Source organism: Micromonospora sp. WMMD710, assembly GCF_029626045.1.
Classification (GTDB): domain Bacteria; phylum Actinomycetota; class Actinomycetes; order Mycobacteriales; family Micromonosporaceae; genus Micromonospora.
In genome coordinates this window covers 2,094,044-2,111,496 of the sequence record NZ_JARUBD010000001.1, presented here as the reverse complement: position 1 = coordinate 2,111,496, position 17,453 = coordinate 2,094,044, and the positions used below count along the sequence as shown (strand labels likewise).

Sequence of the window (17,453 nt, the reverse complement as noted above, 5' to 3'; positions counted from 1 at the left end):
GGGCTCAGCCGTCCGAGGTGTCCGCCTCGGCGGGGGACGGCACCCGTGACACCAGGCGGCCGGCCCGCCGAGCCAGCGCGGCGAAGGTGACGGCGTCGGTGACGGCCGCGCCGCCGGGGTCGTTGTTGAAGTAGACGTACGCCGGCTCGTCCGCGCCGAAGGCGTCGGCCAGCCGCCCCACCCAGGAGCCGAGCGCGGTACGCCCGTAGTGCGGCCAGGGCCGGGCCCGCCCCTCGTGCAGCCGCAGGTAGCCGAAGTCGGTGGTACGCCAGCGCGGGGCGACCGGACGACCCAGCCGGTCCGCCCAGACCAGCGCGGCTCGGCGGCGTTCCAGCACCGCCCGGGTGGCGCCGGTCCACCAGGACGGGTGCCGGGGCTCCACCGCGACCCGCACCTCGGCCGGAAACAGCCGCAGCGTCGCGTCGAGCGCGTCGACGTCCGCCCGCAGGTTGGGTGGGAGCTGCAGCAGCACCGGGCCGAGCCGGTCACCGAGCGCGGTGGCCCGGCCGAGGAACCGGGCCACCGGTTCGGCCGGGTCGCGCAGTCGCTTGATGTGCGTCAGGTAGCGGCTCATCTTCACGGCCACGCAGAAATCCGGCGGCGTCCGTGCCCGCCAGGCGGCGAAGGTGTCCCGCTCCGGCAGCCGGTAGAACGCGTTGTTGACCTCGACGGTGGCGAACCGTTCCGCGAAATGTTTCAACCACAGCCGCTGCGGCGTCGACTCCGGGTAGAAGCGGCCCCGCCAGTCCCGGTACTGCCAGCCGGACGTGCCCACCAGAATCACCCCACCATCCTGGCAGCACCCCCGCCGCAGGTGAACCGCCCGTGTCGCCCCGGTTCGACGTCTACGGTGAGGGTTAGAGAAGATCGCGCGTGGGGTACCACCCGCAGCACGACGGACCCCGGCGTACGGCGGGGCGGCACACCCGAGGGAGTACCGATGGCACTCAACGACGATGACATGCAGACCACGGGCGGCGGCGGCCTGGAGGGTCCGGCCGACGGCGGTGCGACTCCGGGTCACCAGGATGGTGGCGCCGACGGTGGCGCGGAGGGTCCGGCCGACGGTGGCGCGACTCCGGGTCACCAGGATGGTGGCGCCGACGGTGGCGCGGAGGGTCCGGCCGACGGCGGTGCGACTCCGGGTCACCAGGATGGTGGCGCCGACGGTGGCGCGGAGGGTCCGGCCGACGGTGGCGCGACCCCCGGCCAGCAGGACGGCGGCGCCGACGGCAGTGCCCGGTAACGGCCCGTCATGACGTACCTCGACCCGCCGGGCGGCCACGGCCGCCCGGCGGTTTCGTCCACCGCCGCGGCGCTGGCCCGCTGTGTCTCGGTCGAGCCGGCCAAGTTCGCCGCCGCGCACTGGGGGCACACCCCATTGCTGTCGCGCGCCGCCGAACTGCCCGACCCGTCCGGCTTCACCGACCTGTTCAGCCCCGCCGACGCCGACGAGTTGCTCAGCCGGCGCGGCCTGCGTACCCCGTTCCTGCGCGTCGCCAAGGACGGCCAGCTCGTGCCGGCGGCCCGCTGGACCGGTGGCGGCGGCGCCGGGGCCGAGATCGGCGACCAGGTGCTCGACGAGCGGGTCCTGGAGCAGTACGCGGCCGGCGCCACGCTGGTGCTGCAGGGGCTGCACCGGATCTGGCCGCCGCTCGTCGACTTCGCCCGCGACCTGGGTCTCGCGCTCAACCAGCCCCTCCAGATCAACGCCTACCTCACGCCGGCGGGCAGTCAGGGCTTTGCCACCCACTACGACACCCACGACGTGTTCGTGCTGCAGGTCGATGGCCGCAAGCACTGGCGGATCCACCCGCCGGTGCTGCCCGACCCGCTGGAGAAGCAGCCGTGGGGCGGCCGCGCCGACGAGGTCTCCGCCACCGCGCAGGGCCCCGCCGCACTGGACGTGGTGCTCGCCCCGGGCGACGCGCTCTACCTGCCGCGCGGTTGGCTGCACAGCGCGCAGGCGCAGGACGCCAGTTCCCTGCACCTGACCGTGGGCATCCGCGCGCTCACCCGGTACGCCCTGGTCGAGGAGCTGCTGACGCTGGCCTCCGAGGATCAGCGGCTGCGGGCCAGCCTGCCGTTCGGCACCGACGTCGCCGACCCCGACGCCATCGAACCGGAGCTGACCGAGACGGTGGAGGCCCTACGGGACTGGTTGCTGCGCGCCGACCCGGCGGCCGTCGCCGCGCGGCTGCGCCAGCGTGCCTGGCCGGCCGCCCGACCGGCGCCGATCCGGCCGCTCGCCCAGGCCGACGCACTCGCCGCACTGGACGCCGACTCCCGGCTCACCCTGCGGCCGGGTCTGCGCTGGCAGCTCGTGCCGCACGGGGCGGACACGGTGGCGCTGCGGCTGTTCGACCGCACCATCACCCTGCCGGCGAGCTGCGAGGCGGCGGCCCGCGCCCTGCTCACCGGCGCGGTCACCCGCGTCGGTGACCTACCCGGCCTGCCCGACGACGCCGACCGGGTGACCCTGGCCCGACGCCTGCTGCGCGAGGCCGTCCTGATCCCGGCCTGAGCTACCCGGCGGTGGCCGCGACCAGCTCGATCCGGAGCGTGTTCGTGATCTCGTCGGTCAGCTCACCCTCCGCGCCGAACGAGATCGTGCCCTGGTCGGTGACGCCGAAGACGAGTTCCGCAGTGCCGGCCTTCAGCACCAGCGGGTCGTCGCCCCCGGTCCCGGCGGCGACCACGGCGCGGATCGTGGTGATCGCGTCCACCAGGGTCGCCTCGACCGCGCTGTGGCGCAGCTCGTGCCGCTCCTGGAGATCCTTGGCGACGAGCGTGATGTCGATGGCGTGGGTCTTCTGGTGGGAGCGGCTGCCGCTCCCCCTGACCTTCCAACCGATCACCGGCACTCGGAGAGCCGCAAGCTTGTCGAAAGAGGCCCCAGCAGACCGTCCACGCCGTCGCGCCATCGCGGCCCGATCACGACGATCAGTGCTGTCGTGCCGGCCAGGCGCTTCCGAATCGCCGCCGAAAGCCCGGGATTGCCGACAAAGGAGCGACAATTGCTGGTGACACGGTGTTTGCCGAATCGGTCACGCAGCGCACCGGCGATCGAGCGCGCGACGAAGCCCCCGTCGTCCGCGCGGTAGCTGAGAAAGAAGCTGACCATTTCGCGTACGCTGTCGAAGTTCTGACCGCGATTCGCTGCGCCCACGGTCGGTTCTTCGACAGTCCCTCGCGCCGTGCCGGGTCAGCGGCCGAGCGTGAGGAGCAGCGCGGTGGTCAGCAGGCCCGCGCCGAGCACCACCGTGATCGGCCGGGGCCCGAGCACCGCGTGCCGGCGGTCGGCCAGCACCCGCGCCGGCACGAGGCCGACAAGCGGCCCGAGCAGCGTCACCACAAGCGCCAGCACCGGCAGCCCGACCGCCAGGTCGCCGCCGTACCCGACGCCCAACGCCCGCGCGCCGGCCCCCAGCGCGTACGCCACCACGGCCCCGGCCACCCCGCAGAGGGCCAGCAGCGGGTTGACCGAACCCGGCAACTCACCCGGCTGCCCGGCCCGGTCGAGCAGGTCCCGGGCCCGGGTCAGCAGCAGCACCGCGTCGGTGCCCCCGCCGCCGTTGACGGGTGCGGGCGGGCCGCCGAGGCGACGGGCGCCGAGGCGCGTCCGCACCTGCTGCCACAGGTGCGCCACCTCGGCGTCAACCCGTTCCTGCTGCTCGCGTGCCTCGACCAGCTCCTCCTCGGCGTGCCGCACCTGCTCGGTGGCCTCCGCGACGGCCCGCTCGGCGGCGGCGCACTGCCGCTCGTACCAGGTGTGCGCCTCGGCCCGCTGCTCCCGCACGCGTGCGGTGATGTCGGCCAGCCGCCGCAACTGCGCCGCGTACGTCTGGCTGGCCACTGGTTCGTTCATCGTGACGGTCCATACGGGATGATGACCTGTCCGGTGCGGTGGACCGCCCGGTCGAAGAAGAGCCCCCGCCAGGGGCGCGGATACCAGTCTGGGCCGCCGGTGCCCGGGTACAGCGAGGCACCCAGCTCGCCCCCGTGTGCGTCAAGCGCCACCCAGGCACCGATCTGGTCGGTGCGGGCGGCCGGCCCACCGAGGTCGGCGCGCATCCGGGCCACGCCCCGCCACCAGGCCAGCACGTGGGTGCGCCGTTCCGGCCCGTCGTGCAGGATTCGGCGGAGCTGCTCCAGGCCGGTACGCCGACCCGCGCGGGCGGCCAGCGCGCCGGCCGCCGCGTCGACCGCGAACAGCAGCAGATAGTGCGGGCTGCCCGGCCCGGTCAGCCCGTCGGCGGTCTCGGCCATCAGCTCGCCAACGGTCTCCTCGTCGTACCAGGCGGCGTCGTCGGCAAGGTCGTCGTAGAGGGCACGGGCCATCGGGTCGGCGTCCGCGTCGAGGCAGGCGATGGAGAACCGGGCGGTGCCCGGCGGGTGCTGGCGGGCCAGCGACCGGGCCGCCGCGTCCAGCACCGCGCACGCCTCGTCCACCCTGGTGCCCAGCACCGCGAGGTTGCGCCCGGGGGCGCGGGGAAGCCGCAGCGCCGCCGATCGGGACTGCACGTCGATGATCTCGCCGAGCAGCGCCACCGGGTTACGCGGCGTGGCCTGGTCGGCGGGCACGGCGAGCGCCCGGAAGTCCGGCGCGTCCGCCAGCCGGGGGATGGCGTCGCCGTCGAAGAGCCGGGCCGGTGCCGCGTCGGGTGGGCGCATCCGCCACAGCCGGTGCTGCAACCCGCTCCACGTCTCCCAGTCGCTCGCCGACGGGATCCGGGCGACCTCGTTGCCCTCCACCATTCCCGACTCGGCGTTGACCACCGCGTGCCAGCGGGGCAACGACTGCGCCGCGTCGTTGCGCTCGGCGAGGATCCGCAGCGCCTTGGGCAGGGCGATGCGCAGGGTGAACTGGGCGACAAGCGCGGGACGGCCCCACAGCGCCTCGATGCCTCGGACGTCCTGCGAGGCGAGCACCAGGTGGATGCCCTGCGACCGGCCGCGTCGGGCCAGGTCCTCGAGCAGGTCGGCCGCCTCCCGGGCGACCACGTCCCGGCCGGCCAGCAGCATCTGGAACTCGTCGACCACCGCGACGATCCGTGGCCAGTGCCCGGTCGGGTCGACGGCCCGCAGCTCGGCGAGCTTTGTCACCTCGTGCTTCTTGGCCGCGTCGGCACGCCGGCGCAGCTCCTCGGCGAGGAACCGCAGCAGCGCCAACCCGAACTCCCGGTCGGTGTTGACGTTGATGCCGACCAGCCGCATGTGCGGCAACCAGCTCGGGTCGCGCCGGCCCTGCGCGAACCGCGCGAAGGACACCCCCTCCTTGAAGTCGAGCAGGTAGAACTCCAGCTCGGCGGGGGAGTAGCGGGCGGCGAGGGCACCGATCCACGCGAAGATCAGGTTGGTCTTGCCGGTGCCGGACGGCCCGCCGATAAGCGCGTGCGGCGGGTAGTCACCCAACGTCAGCCGCACCGGCCGGCCCTGCGGCCCCTCACCGATCGGCGCGGTCAACCCGTCCGCGGAGTCCTCCCGCCACATCAGCTCGGGCGGGGGCAGCAGGTCGGCGAACGGGGTCGGCGGTGGGCCCGCGTTCACCCGGGCGGCGATCTCCCGGCAGGTCTCGGTGACAAGCGTCGCCGGTGGCGGCGGGTCCAGCCGGATCGGCAGACCGGCCGACCCGCCGATCCGCGCTCCGGACGCCCCGGCCACCACCCGGGTCACCGTCGGATCGTCCGGCAACGGCACACCGTGCACCACCAGGTGCACCCCGCACGCCGGGCCGGCGCGAACGATCCGGTCCAACTGGCCGCGCTCGTGCCGGTTCAGCTCGTCACCGCCGAGCAGCACCGCCACCCGCCACGGTTCGGGTCGCCGGCCGGTCGCCGCGGCGAGTTCGCGGAGCGACGCGTACTCGCCGGCGAGCACCGTCTCGTTGATCCGGCGGATCTGTTCCACCAGGTCGTCGAGCAGGGGACCCAGCCCGCCGGGGCCCACGAAGGTGAGCAGCCCCGCCGTGCCCAGGGGCGCGAACCCGGCCAGGCCACCGCCGAGCTGCTCCGGGTCGTACCCGACCAGCCGTACCGCCCCGGGGTCGGCGCGGCCGACGGCCCGCAGCAACAACGCGGACACCACCGCGTCGCAGCCGGCCCGATCGTCGCCGGTGAGGTGGACGTGCCCGGCGTCGAGGAGCGGCACCAGCGCGGGCACCGGGTCGACGTCGTCGATGCGGACCGTGCCGACCCGCAGCGCGCCGGGTGGCTCCGCCCGTCGGGTCGGCGTCGGCGCCCATCCCGCCCAGTCGGCCCGCGCACACCCGGGCGCCTCCGCACGGGCCGCCTCGGCGGCGCGCTGGGCCAGCTCGGTGATCCGCGCAGAATACCGGGCGTCGATCTCGGCGATGCGGCGATCCCGCTGGGCGCCCACCCGCTCCGGCACGGCTGCCGCCGCCCGCTGGACCCGGGCCAGCCGCTCCCGCCCGGCGGTCAGCTCGGCCTGCGCGGCGGACAGGCGGGTACGGGTGGCGCCCAACGCCTCGGCGAGGGTCTCCCGGACCCGACTGGCGAGTTGGCCACGCCGGTCAGCCATCGGAGCCCCGACGCGTCGGCGCGTCCCGCCAGGGGCTGACCGAGCGCGGCGGCAGCCCACCGGAGCGTTGCCCGCCGGCGTCCCCCGGCCGCCGCGCGGCGGGACCGGGACGGGAAACCGCGCCGGCTGCCTGGCCCGTACCGGTTTGCCGGTCCGCGCTGGTTTGCCGGCCCGTGTCCGCTTCTCGACCCGCGCCGCCCGCCGGCAGATCCCGGCCGAGGCGGGCGAGCAGCAGCCCGGTCGCCACACCGGCGGTCACCGCCGAGTCGGCGGCGTGTGGCGGCTCTCCCGAGCCACGCGGTGGAGGCATCCGGCACACCCGGGTCAGCAGCGTCTCCAGCACCGGCGGCGGCAACCCGGGCAGCAGGTCGCGTACCCGCCCGTCCAGCTCGCCGCGCAGCCGGCCGAGGTCGGCGGCGCGGGGCGGGTGCCCCAGCAGCTCGCCGGCCAGCTCGCGCAGCAGCGGCGGCGCCAGCGCGGCCATCCCCAACCCCACGTCGGCCGGGGCGCGGCGCAGCTCGGCGCGCAGCCGGTCCCGGTCACCGGAGCGGACGCCACCCACCACCCGGCGCAGCAGTTCCTGGGAGTCGTTCAGGCGCTCGTCGGGTGTGTCGTCGGCGCCCTCGCGCCCGCCGGTCAGCTCGGCCACCCGCACCGACCACCAGCGGCGCATCCGGACCTGCTCGGCCGGCTCCGGCGCCACGGTGGTCGGCCCGGCCTCCGGCGGCGTGTCGTGCCGGGGAGCGCGTTGTTCCGGGCGGGGTGGTGGGGCGCCATCGGCGGCCAGGCCGATCGCGGCCAGGTACGCCGACAGCTGCTCCTGCGCCACCCGCAGCGCGTAGCCGGCGCTCTCGGCGTGCTCCGTGGCGGCGGACAGCTCCGGCACCCCCATCGGGTTGGACGACTCCTGGCGCACCCAGCGCAGCCGCTCCGCGGCCAGGCCGAACTTTTCCAGCGCCTGCCCGAGCAGCGCCACCGGGAACTCCTCGCTGGCGGCGCGGACCTGCCCACCGACATCCTCGATGATGGACACGGCGGCCTACAGGGTCGCGACGTAGAGCTGCGCCTGCTCCACCGCGACGAGTGTCGCGGCGAGGCACTCCTCCAGCTCCTGGCTGGCCTGGGTCAGGGACGCCTGGGCCGTCTCGACGGTCTCGTGTCCGCTGCCCTCCAGCGCGCCGGCCAGGGTCTGCTGCGCCTCGGCCAACTTTTCACCGGCGGCCTGCACGGCTGTCTGCCCGTCGGAGATCTGTTGGAGGGCGACATCGATGGCAGCCTTCAGCTCGGCGACGCTCGCCACGGCGGAACCTCCTGGGGGCGGGGAGATCTCCATTAGAGCTTATCGGCGGCAGCGAAAGAACATCCGCCCTGTCGGTGTTCCTGCCCGCCTGTCCGGAAGGCACCCGGAAGTGTCGGGAGTCCGTTCTGTGGGAGTCCCAGTGCGAGAAATTCTCAATTCTCGCGGAGCCAGCGGGGCCCGTACACCTCGGCGCCCAGGGCGGTGACCCGCTCGCGCAACTCCCGGTCGGCCGTGACCACCAGCCGGCGGCGCTGCGGAGCGCCCGCGACCAGGTCGACCACGCTGTCGTCGCCGGAGCCGGGAGCCGAGACCACCCGGACGCCGTCGGTGCCGGGCACGTCCCGCGCGGCGCCCTCGACCACCAGCACCACCTCGACGGGAGCGGGCAGCCGGGCCGGCAGCCCGATCGTCGCCACCGGGGCGAGGGAGTCTCGCAGCCGCGCGGCGGCTCCGGCCCGGTCCCGCCACCACCCGTTCGGGCGGGAGCCCACCACGTTGGCGCCGTCCACGATCAGCAGCGGGGTCTCATCCATGCCACCAGCCTGCCACCACCGGGCGGCGCGGGCCCGACGCCACACCCGGAACCACCCGAGGGCAATCGTGCGGCGTTTGTCGGGGCGCGCGCCGGGTAGCCCCTGCCGACCGTGCCGCACCCAACTGCGGAGGACAGACATGATGGGACCCGGTGACCTCGGCTCCGACCCGTGGGACGAATTCCTGGCCCGGTACTTCGGCCGGGGTGAGGGAGGACGCCGACCGCCGCACCGGGTCGACATCACCCGCCTGATGACGGCCGACGCGCGGGAGATGCTGGCCGACGCGGCCCGGCGGGCGGCGCAACGGCACAGCAGCGACCTCGACACCGACCACCTGCTGTGGGCGGCGCTGCAACGCGAACCCCTGCGTGACCTGGTCCGCCGTGCCGGCGCCGACCCGGACACCCTGCTCAACGCGCTGGGCGGCAAGGGTGACGGCGCGCCGCGCGGTGAGGTGCCGCCCAACCTGTCGCTGACGCCGGCGGCCAAGCGGGCTCTGCTCGACGCCCACCAGCTGTCCCGGGCGATGGGCGCCAACTACATCGGCCCCGAGCACATCCTCATGGCGCTGCCGCTCAACCCGGAGTCGCCCGCCGGGCGGATGCTGGCCGCCGGCCGGATCCAACCCGAGTCGTTGCAGGCCGCCAACGCCGAGCGCGGGCCGATGACCGGGCCGAAGCCCGACCGCGGCACCCCCACGCTCGACCAGTACGGCCAGGACCTCACCGACCTGGCCCGCAACGACCAGATCGACCCGGTGATCGGCCGCGCCGACGAGATCGAGCAGGCCGTGGAGATCCTGTCCCGGCGGACCAAGAACAACCCGGTGCTGATCGGCGAGGCCGGCGTCGGCAAGACCGCGATCGTCGAGGGCCTCGCCGAGCGGATCTGCGACGGGGACGTGCCGCAGACCCTGCTCGGCAAGCGGGTCGTCCAACTGGACCTGGCCGGCCTGGTCGCCGGCACCCGCTACCGGGGTGACTTCGAGGAGCGGCTCAAGAAGGTCATCGACGAGATCCGCGCGCACCGGGACGAGCTGATCATCTTCATGGACGAGATTCACACCCTGGTCGGGGCGGGCGGCGCCGGCAGCGAGGGCGGGATGGACGCGTCCAACATGCTCAAACCGGCCCTCGCCCGCGGTGAGCTGCGCGTCATCGGCGCGACCACGCTCGACGAGTACCGCAAGAGCATCGAGAAGGACGCCGCGTTGGCCCGGCGCTTCCAGCCGGTGCTGGTGCCCGAACCGAGCATCGACGACACCATCGCGATCCTGCGCGGGCTGCGCGACCGCTACGAGGCCCACCACCAGGTGCGCATCACCGACGAGGCGCTGGTCGCCGCCGCCGAGCTGTCCGACCGGTACGTCACCGACCGGTTCCTGCCGGACAAGGCCATCGACCTCATCGACCAGGCCGGCGCCCGGGTGCGGCTGCGCACCCGTACCCCGGCGTCCGACGTGCGGGAGCTGGAACAGGAACTCGACGACGTACGCCGGGACAAGGAACAGGCCGTCACCGACGAGCAGTACGAGCGCGCCTCGGCGTTGCGCGACCGGATCTCCGAGCTGGAGGAGGAGATGCGCCGCGCCAACGGCGACGACGGCACCAGCTCCCAGGTGCCCGAGGTGGGTCCACAGGAGATCGCCGAGGTGGTCTCCCGGGCCACCGGCATCCCGGTCAGCCAGCTCACCGAGGAGGAACGCGACCGGCTGCTGCGCCTGGAGGGCCACCTGCACGAGAAGGTCGTCGGTCAGGACGACGCGGTCAGCGCGGTCGCCGAGGCCGTCCGCCGCTCCCGCGCCGGGCTGGCCGACCCGGAGCGCCCGATGGGCAGCTTCCTGTTCCTCGGCCCGACCGGCGTCGGCAAGACCGAGCTGGCCCGCGCCCTGGCCGAGGCGCTGTTCGGCGAGGCCGACCGAATGGTGCGCGTCGACATGAGCGAGTTCCAGGAACGGCACACCGTCAGCCGGCTGGTCGGTGCCCCACCCGGGTACGTCGGCTACGAGGAGGCCGGCCAGCTCACCGAGGCGGTGCGCCGCCGCCCGTACGCGGTGGTGCTGCTCGACGAGATCGAGAAGGCCCACCCGGACGTGTTCAACATCCTGCTCCAGGTGCTCGACGACGGGCGGTTGACCGACAGCCAGGGCCGCACGGTGAACTTCAAGAACACCGTACTGATCATGACGAGCAACCTCGGCTCCGAGCTGATCACCGGTACCCAACGGGCCGTCGGGTTCGGCACCGGGGAGCCGGGCAGCGAGCAGGAGAACGACGAGCTCCGCGAACGGCTGATGCGTCGCCTGCAGGAGAACTTCCGCCCGGAGTTCCTCAACCGCATCGACGAGGTGATCATCTTCCGTCGGCTGGAGGCCGAGCAGCTGCGCGACATCACCGCGCTGCTGCTGGAGGAGACCCGCCGTCGGCTGCACGCCCAGGACATCCAGGTGGAGTTCACCACCGCCGGCGTCGACTGGCTCGCCGAGCACGGCTACCAGCCGGAGTTCGGCGCCCGTCCGCTGCGCCGGGTGATCCAACGCGAGGTGGACAACCACCTGTCCCGGATGCTGCTGGAGTCGGCGATCTCACCCGGACAGAAGGTCACCGTGGACGCCCGCGACGGGCAGCTCACCTTCGACGTCACCGCGGGCGAGCGGGGGTACACCGCCGCCACGACAACACACCCGCGATGAGCGGGGCGGCGCGGCGAGGCGAGCACGAGGAGCCGCACCAACCCGCGGACTCCGAGCAGACCCGGGACGAGGACGACCATCCCGACCCGATCGTGGCGTCGCCCACCGCGAACCCCCGCCGTACGCGGGTGCCACCCGAGGGCCTGCACCCGAAGACCGACCAGGACGACCCGGAGACGTCCGGACACCGCCCGCGAGAGGAGACCTGATGGTACGCGAAGCTCGGCTCGACCCCGAGGTGGAAGTGCTCTGGGAGGACTTCCACGCCGAGGTCAACGTCCCGTCGGAGCAGCTGCGCACCTGGCTGCTCACCCGGGGGTCCGGCGAGGACTCGTTCGGGTCCAACCCGAACCTCGACCTGCCCCAACCGGGCCGGGAGATCCTCAAGGTGCTCAACAAGCGCAAGGTCGACCTCACCGGCGAGGACATCGAGGTGATGCGGGAGGCGGTCGAGCGGATCCGCGAGCTGATGGACGCCAAACCGAAGCGCGGCAACGCCGACGACAGCTGGCGGCACTCGCTGCTCGACCTGGGCCACGACCCGCTCGTCGAACGCTGAACGGTGCCACACCCGACGGTGCCGCCCCGGCTCGGGGCGGCACCGTCGTGCCCCGCTACTGGCCCTGGTCGGGTTCCATGCTGGCGATGGTCAGCCCCGCCGCGTCGGCCGCGGCGTCCCGGTCGCCGCGGGTCTGGTCCTCGCGGCTGAGCAGGTTGGCGTACTCGGTGACGTCGGCCGGGTCGGGCACCTCCGGCAGGCGGCGCAGGAACGCCTCCACCTCGCGGGTGGCGGCGGTGTGCGCGGCGGCCGCCTGGCGCAGCAGTTCCCGGTCGTCGGCGGGCGGGTAGAGGTCGGTCATGTCCGCCTGATACCCCGCCAACGCCGGTTCGCACCGCCACCGGCGGGTCATCACCCGGCCGGGTGGGCTCACACCCCGCTGGGCTGCCGCACACCGAACCCCGGATTGCGCAGCAGCCAGTCCAGGTAGGTGGGGTGCGGCGCCAGCGAGTCGGTGTACGCCGCCTTGGCCGTCTCCAACACCAGCTGCGCGCCCCGCGCGGCGGGAGAGTCCGGATGCCAGCCCAGCAGCAGCCGCCAGCGCAGCGGAATCCCCGCCAACCGGCGGGTGACCAGCCCTGCCACCGGCCGGAACGTCGCCTGGCACAACGCCACCGCCACGCCGGCGTCGACCAGGTCGACGCAGCCGCGGATGTCGGTCTCGTACATCTTGCGGGGAGTGAAACCGGCGCGGGCGCAGGCGGCGGCGAAGCAGTCGCCGAAACAGCCGTCGCCGGGCGCCGCCACCCACTGCTCGTGGCGCAGGTCCGCCAGCCGCACCTCGGCGCGCCCCGCGAGAGGGTGGGTCTCCGGCAGCAACACCAGCACCGGATCGATGGCCACCTCCCGCCAGCTCAACCCGAACCCGGCCGACGGGCTGGCGTCGCCACACACGCCGGCGAGCGCGAAGTCCAGCCGGCCGCCCGCCACCAGCTGCGCCAACTCGTCCACCGACCAGGAGGCGTACGTGGTGATCTGGGCGGGTGGGTGCTCGGCCGCCAACCGGTGCACCAACCGACCCAGGATCGGGCTGTTGACCCCGCCGAACCGGTAGCACGGTGGCGCGTCACCGGAACCGGCCAGCCGGGCCGCCTCGTCCTGCAGCCCCTTCATCGCCGGCAGCAGCACCCGGGCCCGGGCCAGCACCAACTCACCCAGCGCGGTCGGGCGTGCGCCGCGCCGGTCCCGGTCGAACAGCGGTCCGCCCAGTGTCCGTTCGATCCGCTGAAGCTGAGCGGTGAGCGCCGGCTGAGCCAGGCCGAGCGCCGACGCCGCCTTGGTCACGCTCCCCGTCTCCGCGATCGCGCAGACCACCCGCAGGTGACGCAACTCCAGGTTCATACGGTGACGGTAGGACCACGCCGCAGCGTGCGGAAGAGCCCGAGGGGATTGGTGAGATTGAATGCACAGGTGGTGTCGCCGCCGGTCAGCCGCGCGGCGGCTCCGGCAGGTCCGTCAGGTACGTCGGCCGCCGCGTCACCGCGTCGCGGACCTTGTCCACCACACCCACCGCCGGCTCGACGATCCGGTTCCACGGCGGGGTGGCCGGGGTGCCCGGGTGCGGCCGGGTCGGCGCCGCCTCCTCGGCGATCTCCAGCCGGTTGCCCAGCCGGATCAGCTCCTCCTGGGTGGCCACCGTGCGCAGCTCGACGACCAGCGCGCCGACCCCCTCGACGTGCCGGCGCACCCGCGCGGCAACCTCGGTCAGCGCCTCCTCCGACAACCCCTTCAGGACGCTGAGCAGCGCGGCGTCGGCGGCGATCTCGGCGTCCACCCGCTCGTCGGCGTTCGGCAGCGCGGCCCGCGCCGCCGGCAGCAGGTACTGCTCCTCCGCCGACAGGTGCCGCGACAGCGCGGCGGTGAGCACCGCCAGGCCCTCCTGCGGTGTGGTGTCCGGGCCGGTCAGCTGGTCCAGCAGCGCCAGCAACTGCTGGTGCTCCCGGTCCACGATGTCGGCGATGCTGCGGCCACCGGGGCGGAAGCCCTCGTCGGGCGTGGGCGCGGGCGGCAGCGGCGGCAGGGGAACGGCGGACATGGTGCCCTCCTCGACTGGCGGGCGGAAGCTCCGGCAGGGGATGTGCGGTCGTGAGCGGCGATACCCGGACCCGCTCGTGGTGAAACCGGGCCCGTCGATGCATCGCCCGCGCAGGCCGGTGCGCTGCCCTGCCGGCCACCTCGGGCTGGTATGAAGAGGCGATGACGAGCGAACCCACCGCCGAGGTCGTGGACCTCTGCCGCGATCTGCTGCGTATCGACACCACCAACACGGGGGACAACGGCACCAGCGTCGGCGAGCGCCGCGCCGCCGAGTACGTGGCGGAGAAGCTCGCCGAGGTGGGCGTCGAAGCCGTCCTGCACGAATCCGCCCCGGGCCGGGCGAACGTCGTGGCCCGCATCCCCGGCACCGACCCGAGCCGGGGCGCGCTGCTGGTGCACGGCCACCTGGACGTGGTGCCCGCCGACGCCGACGAGTGGTCGGTGCACCCGTTCTCCGGCGAACTGCGCGACGGCTACCTGTGGGGCCGGGGCGCCATCGACATGAAGGACTTCGACGCCATGGTGCTCGCCGTCGTGCGGCACTGGCAGCGCACCGGCGTGCGACCCCCGCGCGACATCGTGCTCGCGTACACCGCCGACGAGGAGGCGGGCAGCGACTACGGCGCGCGGTTCCTGGTGGACAACCACCGGGACCTCTTCGACGGCTGCACCGAGGCGATCGGTGAGGTCGGCGGCTTCTCCTACTCGGTCAGCGACAGCCAGCGGCTCTACCTCATCGAAACCGCCGAGAAGGGCATCGACTGGCTGCGGCTGCACGCCAAGGGCCGCCCCGGGCACGGCTCGATGATGCACGACGACAACGCCGTCACGGCCCTCGCCGAGGCCGTCGCCCGGATCGGCCGGCACCGCTTCCCGGTCGTGGTCACCGACACCGTGCGGGCCTTCCTGACCGAGGTCTCCGACCTGCTCGGCATCGAACTGGACCCGGACGACCCGGAAACCGCCATCGCCAAGCTCGGCCCCATCGCCAACATCATCGGCGCGACCATCCGCAACACCGCCAACCCGACCCGGTTGAGCGCCGGCTACAAGGACAACGTCATCCCCGGCCGGGCCACCGCCACCATCGACTGCCGCAGCCTGCCCGGCCAGTCCGAGCTGCTGGAACGGCAGCTGCGCGAGCTGGTCGGCCCGGACATCGCCATCGAGTACGTCCAGCGGCAGCCGGCCCTGGAGACCACCTTCGACGGCGACCTGGTCGAGGCCATGTCGGCGGCGCTGCGCGCCGAGGACCCGGGCGCCCGGCCCGTACCGTACATGCTCTCCGGCGGCACCGACGCCAAGGCGTTCTCCCAGCTCGGCATCCGCTGCTTCGGGTTCGCCCCGCTGCAACTGCCCGCCGATCTGAACTTCTCCGCGTTGTTCCATGGCATCGACGAGCGCGTTCCGGTCGACGGACTACAGTTCGGCGTGCGGGTTCTCGACCGGTTCCTCCGCACCTGCTAGCCGTTTCCCCCATCGTGAAGGGACTGCCCCACATGACCGACCAGCACGGTGAGCTGGACGCCGCTCTCGAGCGGGTGATCGAAGCGGCCCGCCACCACCTGGCCGCCGTACGCGCCGCGCAGGGCCGCGTCGACGACGACGACGTCTGGCAGGCGTACGTCGCGTTGAACAACGCGTCCTACGCGTACGACGAGCGTCTGCTCGACGCCTTCGGCGAGGTGACGCCGTGGGACGTCGACTCGATCGACCCGGACGAGGCCGACGAGCGATTCGGCGGCCCCGAGGGTTCCGAGGCCAGTGACCCGCACCCCCGCGTGATCTCGGTACGCCAACGCCGCGACTACCGGGTGCCGAGTGTCTCCGCGCTGCTGCGCGTCGCCGAGGCGGCCCGCCGCGAGGGCACCCCGGAGGACGACGAGCCGGCACCCGTGGAGGGTGTCGGCGAGGCGGTGCTGGAGCTGCTGCAGAGCGGCGACGGCTCACTCGGCGCGCTGGACGTCCCCGAGCTGGAGCCCCTCGACGGGGTGGTCATGGTCAGCGAGGTGGGCACTCCCGTCGACCTGGAGTCGTTCGACGACGACGACGCCGTCGGCCCGTTCCAACCGGGGGCCGACGACCGGCTGGTCGGCCGCCTCGACGAGCACCCGTTCCTGGAGCTCGACGACGACCACGACCACGCCGGCCACCAGCACTAGGCCGTACGACGCCCGGGGCCCGGTCGAGTCACCGACCGGGCCCCGGGCGTCGTTTCCGCCCGGCCCTCAGTACGACAGGCCCGGCTGCGGCTGGTTGACCCGCCGACGGCGCAGCACCACCTGCCGCGTACCGTCCCGGTACAGCCGCACCCGGGCCAACTCCCATCCGGAGAACTCCGCCTGGATCGCCAACTGCGCCGCGGCGGTCAACCGGTCGACGTTCGGCGGCAGCCGCAGCGGCGCGTACTCGTAGTCCATGCCACCCATGCTGCCCAGCCCAGCGGCCGTCCGCCACCCCCTCCGGGGTGACCAACGCCGCTGCCGTGGCGGTTCGTGCCTCCCTGTGCGCGCCCGCGTGGTCCCTCCCGACCGGGTCGACCAGAATGCCGTCGGACAGCCGGCCGTGGGTCACCCTGCGGGTCGCTGACGGCGTCGAGGAGGTAGCGCGCGACGGCGGTGACCCGTCGGTGGCCCTGGCGTCCGTCGCCGTGACCCGTCGGTGGCCCTGGCGTCCGTCGCCGTGACCCGTCGGTAGCCCCGGCCTGGTCGACGGGTCAGCCGTCGCGCTCGGGGTAGCCGACCGGCACCGCGGAGACGTCGTCCAACGCGGTGGTGATCTCCTCGGGCAGGGTGATCCGCTCCACCTGCAGCGCGCCGAGCAGTTGCCCCACCGTCCGGGCGCCGAGGATCGGCGCCGTCACCCCCGGCCGGTCCCGGATCCACGCCAGCGCCACCTCCAACGGCGACACGCCCAGCCCGCCGGCCGCGGTCGCCACCGCCTCCACGATGCTGGAGCAGCGCGGCTCCAGGTACGTCGCCACGAACCGCTCAAAGTGCGGCGAGGCGGCCCGCGAGTCCGCCGGACGGCCGTGCCGGTACTTTCCGGTGAGCACCCCCCGGCCCAGCGGCGACCAGGGCAGCATGCCCAGGCCGAGCGCGTCGCACGCGGGCAGCACCTCCCGCTCCACCCCCCGCTCCAGCAACGAGTACTCGACCTGGGACGCGACCACCGGTGCCCGACCCGGCCAGGCCGTCTGCCAGGCGGCGGCCCGCGCGGTCTGCCAACCGGAGAAGTTCGACACCCCCACATAGCGGACCTTGCCGCTGGCCACCGCGTGGTCCAGAGCGGCCAGCGTCTCCTCAAGGGGGGTGTCCGGGTCGTACCCGTGCACCTGGAACAGGTCGACGTGGTCCGTGCCGAGCCGCCGCAGCGACGCGTCCAGCGTCCGTAGCAGGTGCCCACGGGAGCCGTCCCGGCGCCGGCCGCTGCCCGGGCGCAACCCCGCCTTGGTGGCGATCAACAACTCGTCGCGGGGGACGAGGGTGCCCAGCAGCGAGCCGATCACCGACTCGGCGTCACCGTCGCCGTACACGTCGGCGGTGTCGATCAGGTTGCCGCCCGCGTCCAGGTAACTCTTCAGCTGGGCGGCCGCGTCGTCGGCGTCGGTGTCCCGACCCCAGGTCATGGTGCCGAGTGCGAGCCGGGAAACCGCCAGCCCGCTTCGGCCGAGCGGTCGCTGTTGCATGGGTGAACCTTATTTCGAACCTGCCGCCACGGATATCCTCGCTCCCGTATCTCTGCCGGTTCTGCCGGTTCCGCCGCCGTGGACTGCCCCGATGGAGGGGG

Annotated in this window: 20 protein-coding genes; 7 read left to right on the top strand and 13 right to left on the bottom strand. The window is 73.8% G+C overall.

Features of this window, described 5'->3' with window-relative positions:
* Positions 1 to 4: 4 nt before the first annotated feature.
* Positions 5 to 784 carry a DUF72 domain-containing protein gene (locus O7620_RS09745; RefSeq protein WP_278122764.1) on the bottom strand — a complete coding sequence of 260 codons (780 nt, stop codon included), beginning with the start codon at positions 782 to 784 and terminating at the stop codon, positions 5 to 7.
* A 156-nt stretch (positions 785 to 940) separates the two neighbouring features.
* On the opposite strand from O7620_RS09745, the gene O7620_RS09740 reads away from it, so the two are divergent.
* Positions 941 to 1,246, top strand: a complete 306-nt coding sequence (locus O7620_RS09740; RefSeq protein WP_007459745.1) for a hypothetical protein — start codon at positions 941 to 943, stop codon at positions 1,244 to 1,246.
* A gap of 9 nt (positions 1,247 to 1,255) precedes the next feature.
* Complete coding sequence (locus O7620_RS09735) at positions 1,256 to 2,524, top strand: cupin domain-containing protein (RefSeq protein ID WP_151490368.1); 1,269 nt, start codon at positions 1,256 to 1,258, stop codon at positions 2,522 to 2,524.
* Between the two features lies 1 nt (position 2,525).
* Here the strand turns inward: O7620_RS09735 and O7620_RS09730 are convergent, their stop codons facing one another.
* The 7 genes from O7620_RS09730 to O7620_RS09700 form a co-directional block, all read right to left on the bottom strand.
* Positions 2,526 to 2,858: a hypothetical protein gene (locus O7620_RS09730; protein WP_278122763.1), complete on the bottom strand. Its 333-nt coding sequence runs from the start codon at positions 2,856 to 2,858 to the stop codon at positions 2,526 to 2,528.
* On the bottom strand, positions 2,855 to 3,169 hold the full coding sequence (locus tag O7620_RS09725; RefSeq protein WP_278122762.1) for a hypothetical protein: 315 nt from the start codon (positions 3,167 to 3,169) through the stop codon (positions 2,855 to 2,857). The genes O7620_RS09730 and O7620_RS09725 overlap by 4 nt, the downstream gene beginning before the upstream one ends.
* Before the next feature lie 36 nt (positions 3,170 to 3,205).
* Positions 3,206 to 3,868 (bottom strand): hypothetical protein, encoded by a 663-nt coding sequence (locus tag O7620_RS09720; RefSeq protein ID WP_151490371.1) that lies wholly within the window; start codon positions 3,866 to 3,868, stop codon positions 3,206 to 3,208.
* Positions 3,865 to 6,540, bottom strand: a complete 2,676-nt coding sequence (locus O7620_RS09715; RefSeq protein ID WP_278122761.1) for an FtsK/SpoIIIE domain-containing protein — start codon at positions 6,538 to 6,540, stop codon at positions 3,865 to 3,867. The genes O7620_RS09720 and O7620_RS09715 overlap by 4 nt, the downstream gene beginning before the upstream one ends.
* Positions 6,533 to 7,573, bottom strand: a complete 1,041-nt coding sequence (locus tag O7620_RS09710; protein ID WP_278122760.1) for a hypothetical protein — start codon at positions 7,571 to 7,573, stop codon at positions 6,533 to 6,535. Before O7620_RS09710 ends, O7620_RS09715 begins: the two co-directional genes overlap by 8 nt.
* Before the next feature lie 6 nt (positions 7,574 to 7,579).
* Positions 7,580 to 7,840, bottom strand: a complete 261-nt coding sequence (locus O7620_RS09705; protein ID WP_151490374.1) for a hypothetical protein — start codon at positions 7,838 to 7,840, stop codon at positions 7,580 to 7,582.
* 152 nt (positions 7,841 to 7,992) lie between these two features.
* Complete coding sequence (locus O7620_RS09700; RefSeq protein WP_151490375.1) at positions 7,993 to 8,373, bottom strand: NYN domain-containing protein; 381 nt, start codon at positions 8,371 to 8,373, stop codon at positions 7,993 to 7,995.
* Positions 8,374 to 8,512: 139 nt separating this feature from the next.
* Between O7620_RS09700 and O7620_RS09695 the strand changes: the two genes are divergently transcribed.
* Genes O7620_RS09695 through O7620_RS09685 form a run of 3 tightly spaced genes read left to right on the top strand, consistent with a single transcriptional unit; the run spans position 8,513 to position 11,627 of the window.
* Positions 8,513 to 11,068: an ATP-dependent Clp protease ATP-binding subunit gene (locus O7620_RS09695; RefSeq protein WP_278122759.1), complete on the top strand. Its 2,556-nt coding sequence runs from the start codon at positions 8,513 to 8,515 to the stop codon at positions 11,066 to 11,068.
* Positions 11,065 to 11,277, top strand: a complete 213-nt coding sequence (locus O7620_RS09690; RefSeq protein WP_151490377.1) for a hypothetical protein — start codon at positions 11,065 to 11,067, stop codon at positions 11,275 to 11,277. The genes O7620_RS09695 and O7620_RS09690 overlap by 4 nt, the downstream gene beginning before the upstream one ends.
* Complete coding sequence (locus tag O7620_RS09685) at positions 11,277 to 11,627, top strand: DUF3140 domain-containing protein (RefSeq protein ID WP_151490378.1); 351 nt, start codon at positions 11,277 to 11,279, stop codon at positions 11,625 to 11,627. Before O7620_RS09690 ends, O7620_RS09685 begins: the two co-directional genes overlap by 1 nt.
* A gap of 55 nt (positions 11,628 to 11,682) precedes the next feature.
* Here O7620_RS09685 and O7620_RS09680 read toward each other — a convergent pair whose 3' ends face one another.
* The 3 genes from O7620_RS09680 to O7620_RS09670 all read right to left on the bottom strand — a co-directional run bounded on the left by O7620_RS09680 (position 11,683) and on the right by O7620_RS09670 (position 13,662).
* Positions 11,683 to 11,928 carry a hypothetical protein gene (locus tag O7620_RS09680; protein ID WP_151490379.1) on the bottom strand — a complete coding sequence of 82 codons (246 nt, stop codon included), beginning with the start codon at positions 11,926 to 11,928 and terminating at the stop codon, positions 11,683 to 11,685.
* 68 nt (positions 11,929 to 11,996) lie between these two features.
* Positions 11,997 to 12,968, bottom strand: a complete 972-nt coding sequence (locus O7620_RS09675) for a LysR family transcriptional regulator (RefSeq protein ID WP_278122758.1) — start codon at positions 12,966 to 12,968, stop codon at positions 11,997 to 11,999.
* A gap of 85 nt (positions 12,969 to 13,053) precedes the next feature.
* Complete coding sequence (locus O7620_RS09670; RefSeq protein WP_278122757.1) at positions 13,054 to 13,662, bottom strand: hemerythrin domain-containing protein; 609 nt, start codon at positions 13,660 to 13,662, stop codon at positions 13,054 to 13,056.
* A gap of 161 nt (positions 13,663 to 13,823) precedes the next feature.
* Here O7620_RS09670 and O7620_RS09665 point away from each other — a divergent pair, with 161 nt between their 5' ends.
* Positions 13,824 to 15,131, top strand: coding sequence for a M20/M25/M40 family metallo-hydrolase (locus tag O7620_RS09665; RefSeq protein WP_278122756.1), 1,308 nt, complete (start codon positions 13,824 to 13,826; stop codon positions 15,129 to 15,131).
* A 32-nt stretch (positions 15,132 to 15,163) separates the two neighbouring features.
* Positions 15,164 to 15,826: a hypothetical protein gene (locus O7620_RS09660; RefSeq protein WP_278122755.1), complete on the top strand. Its 663-nt coding sequence runs from the start codon at positions 15,164 to 15,166 to the stop codon at positions 15,824 to 15,826.
* 66 nt (positions 15,827 to 15,892) lie between these two features.
* Here O7620_RS09660 and O7620_RS09655 read toward each other — a convergent pair whose 3' ends face one another.
* Positions 15,893 to 16,084: a DUF5703 family protein gene (locus tag O7620_RS09655; protein ID WP_013734349.1), complete on the bottom strand. Its 192-nt coding sequence runs from the start codon at positions 16,082 to 16,084 to the stop codon at positions 15,893 to 15,895.
* Positions 16,085 to 16,380: 296 nt separating this feature from the next.
* Positions 16,381 to 17,352, bottom strand: a complete 972-nt coding sequence (locus O7620_RS09650; protein ID WP_278122754.1) for an aldo/keto reductase — start codon at positions 17,350 to 17,352, stop codon at positions 16,381 to 16,383.
* Between the last annotated feature and the right edge of the window lie 101 nt (positions 17,353 to 17,453).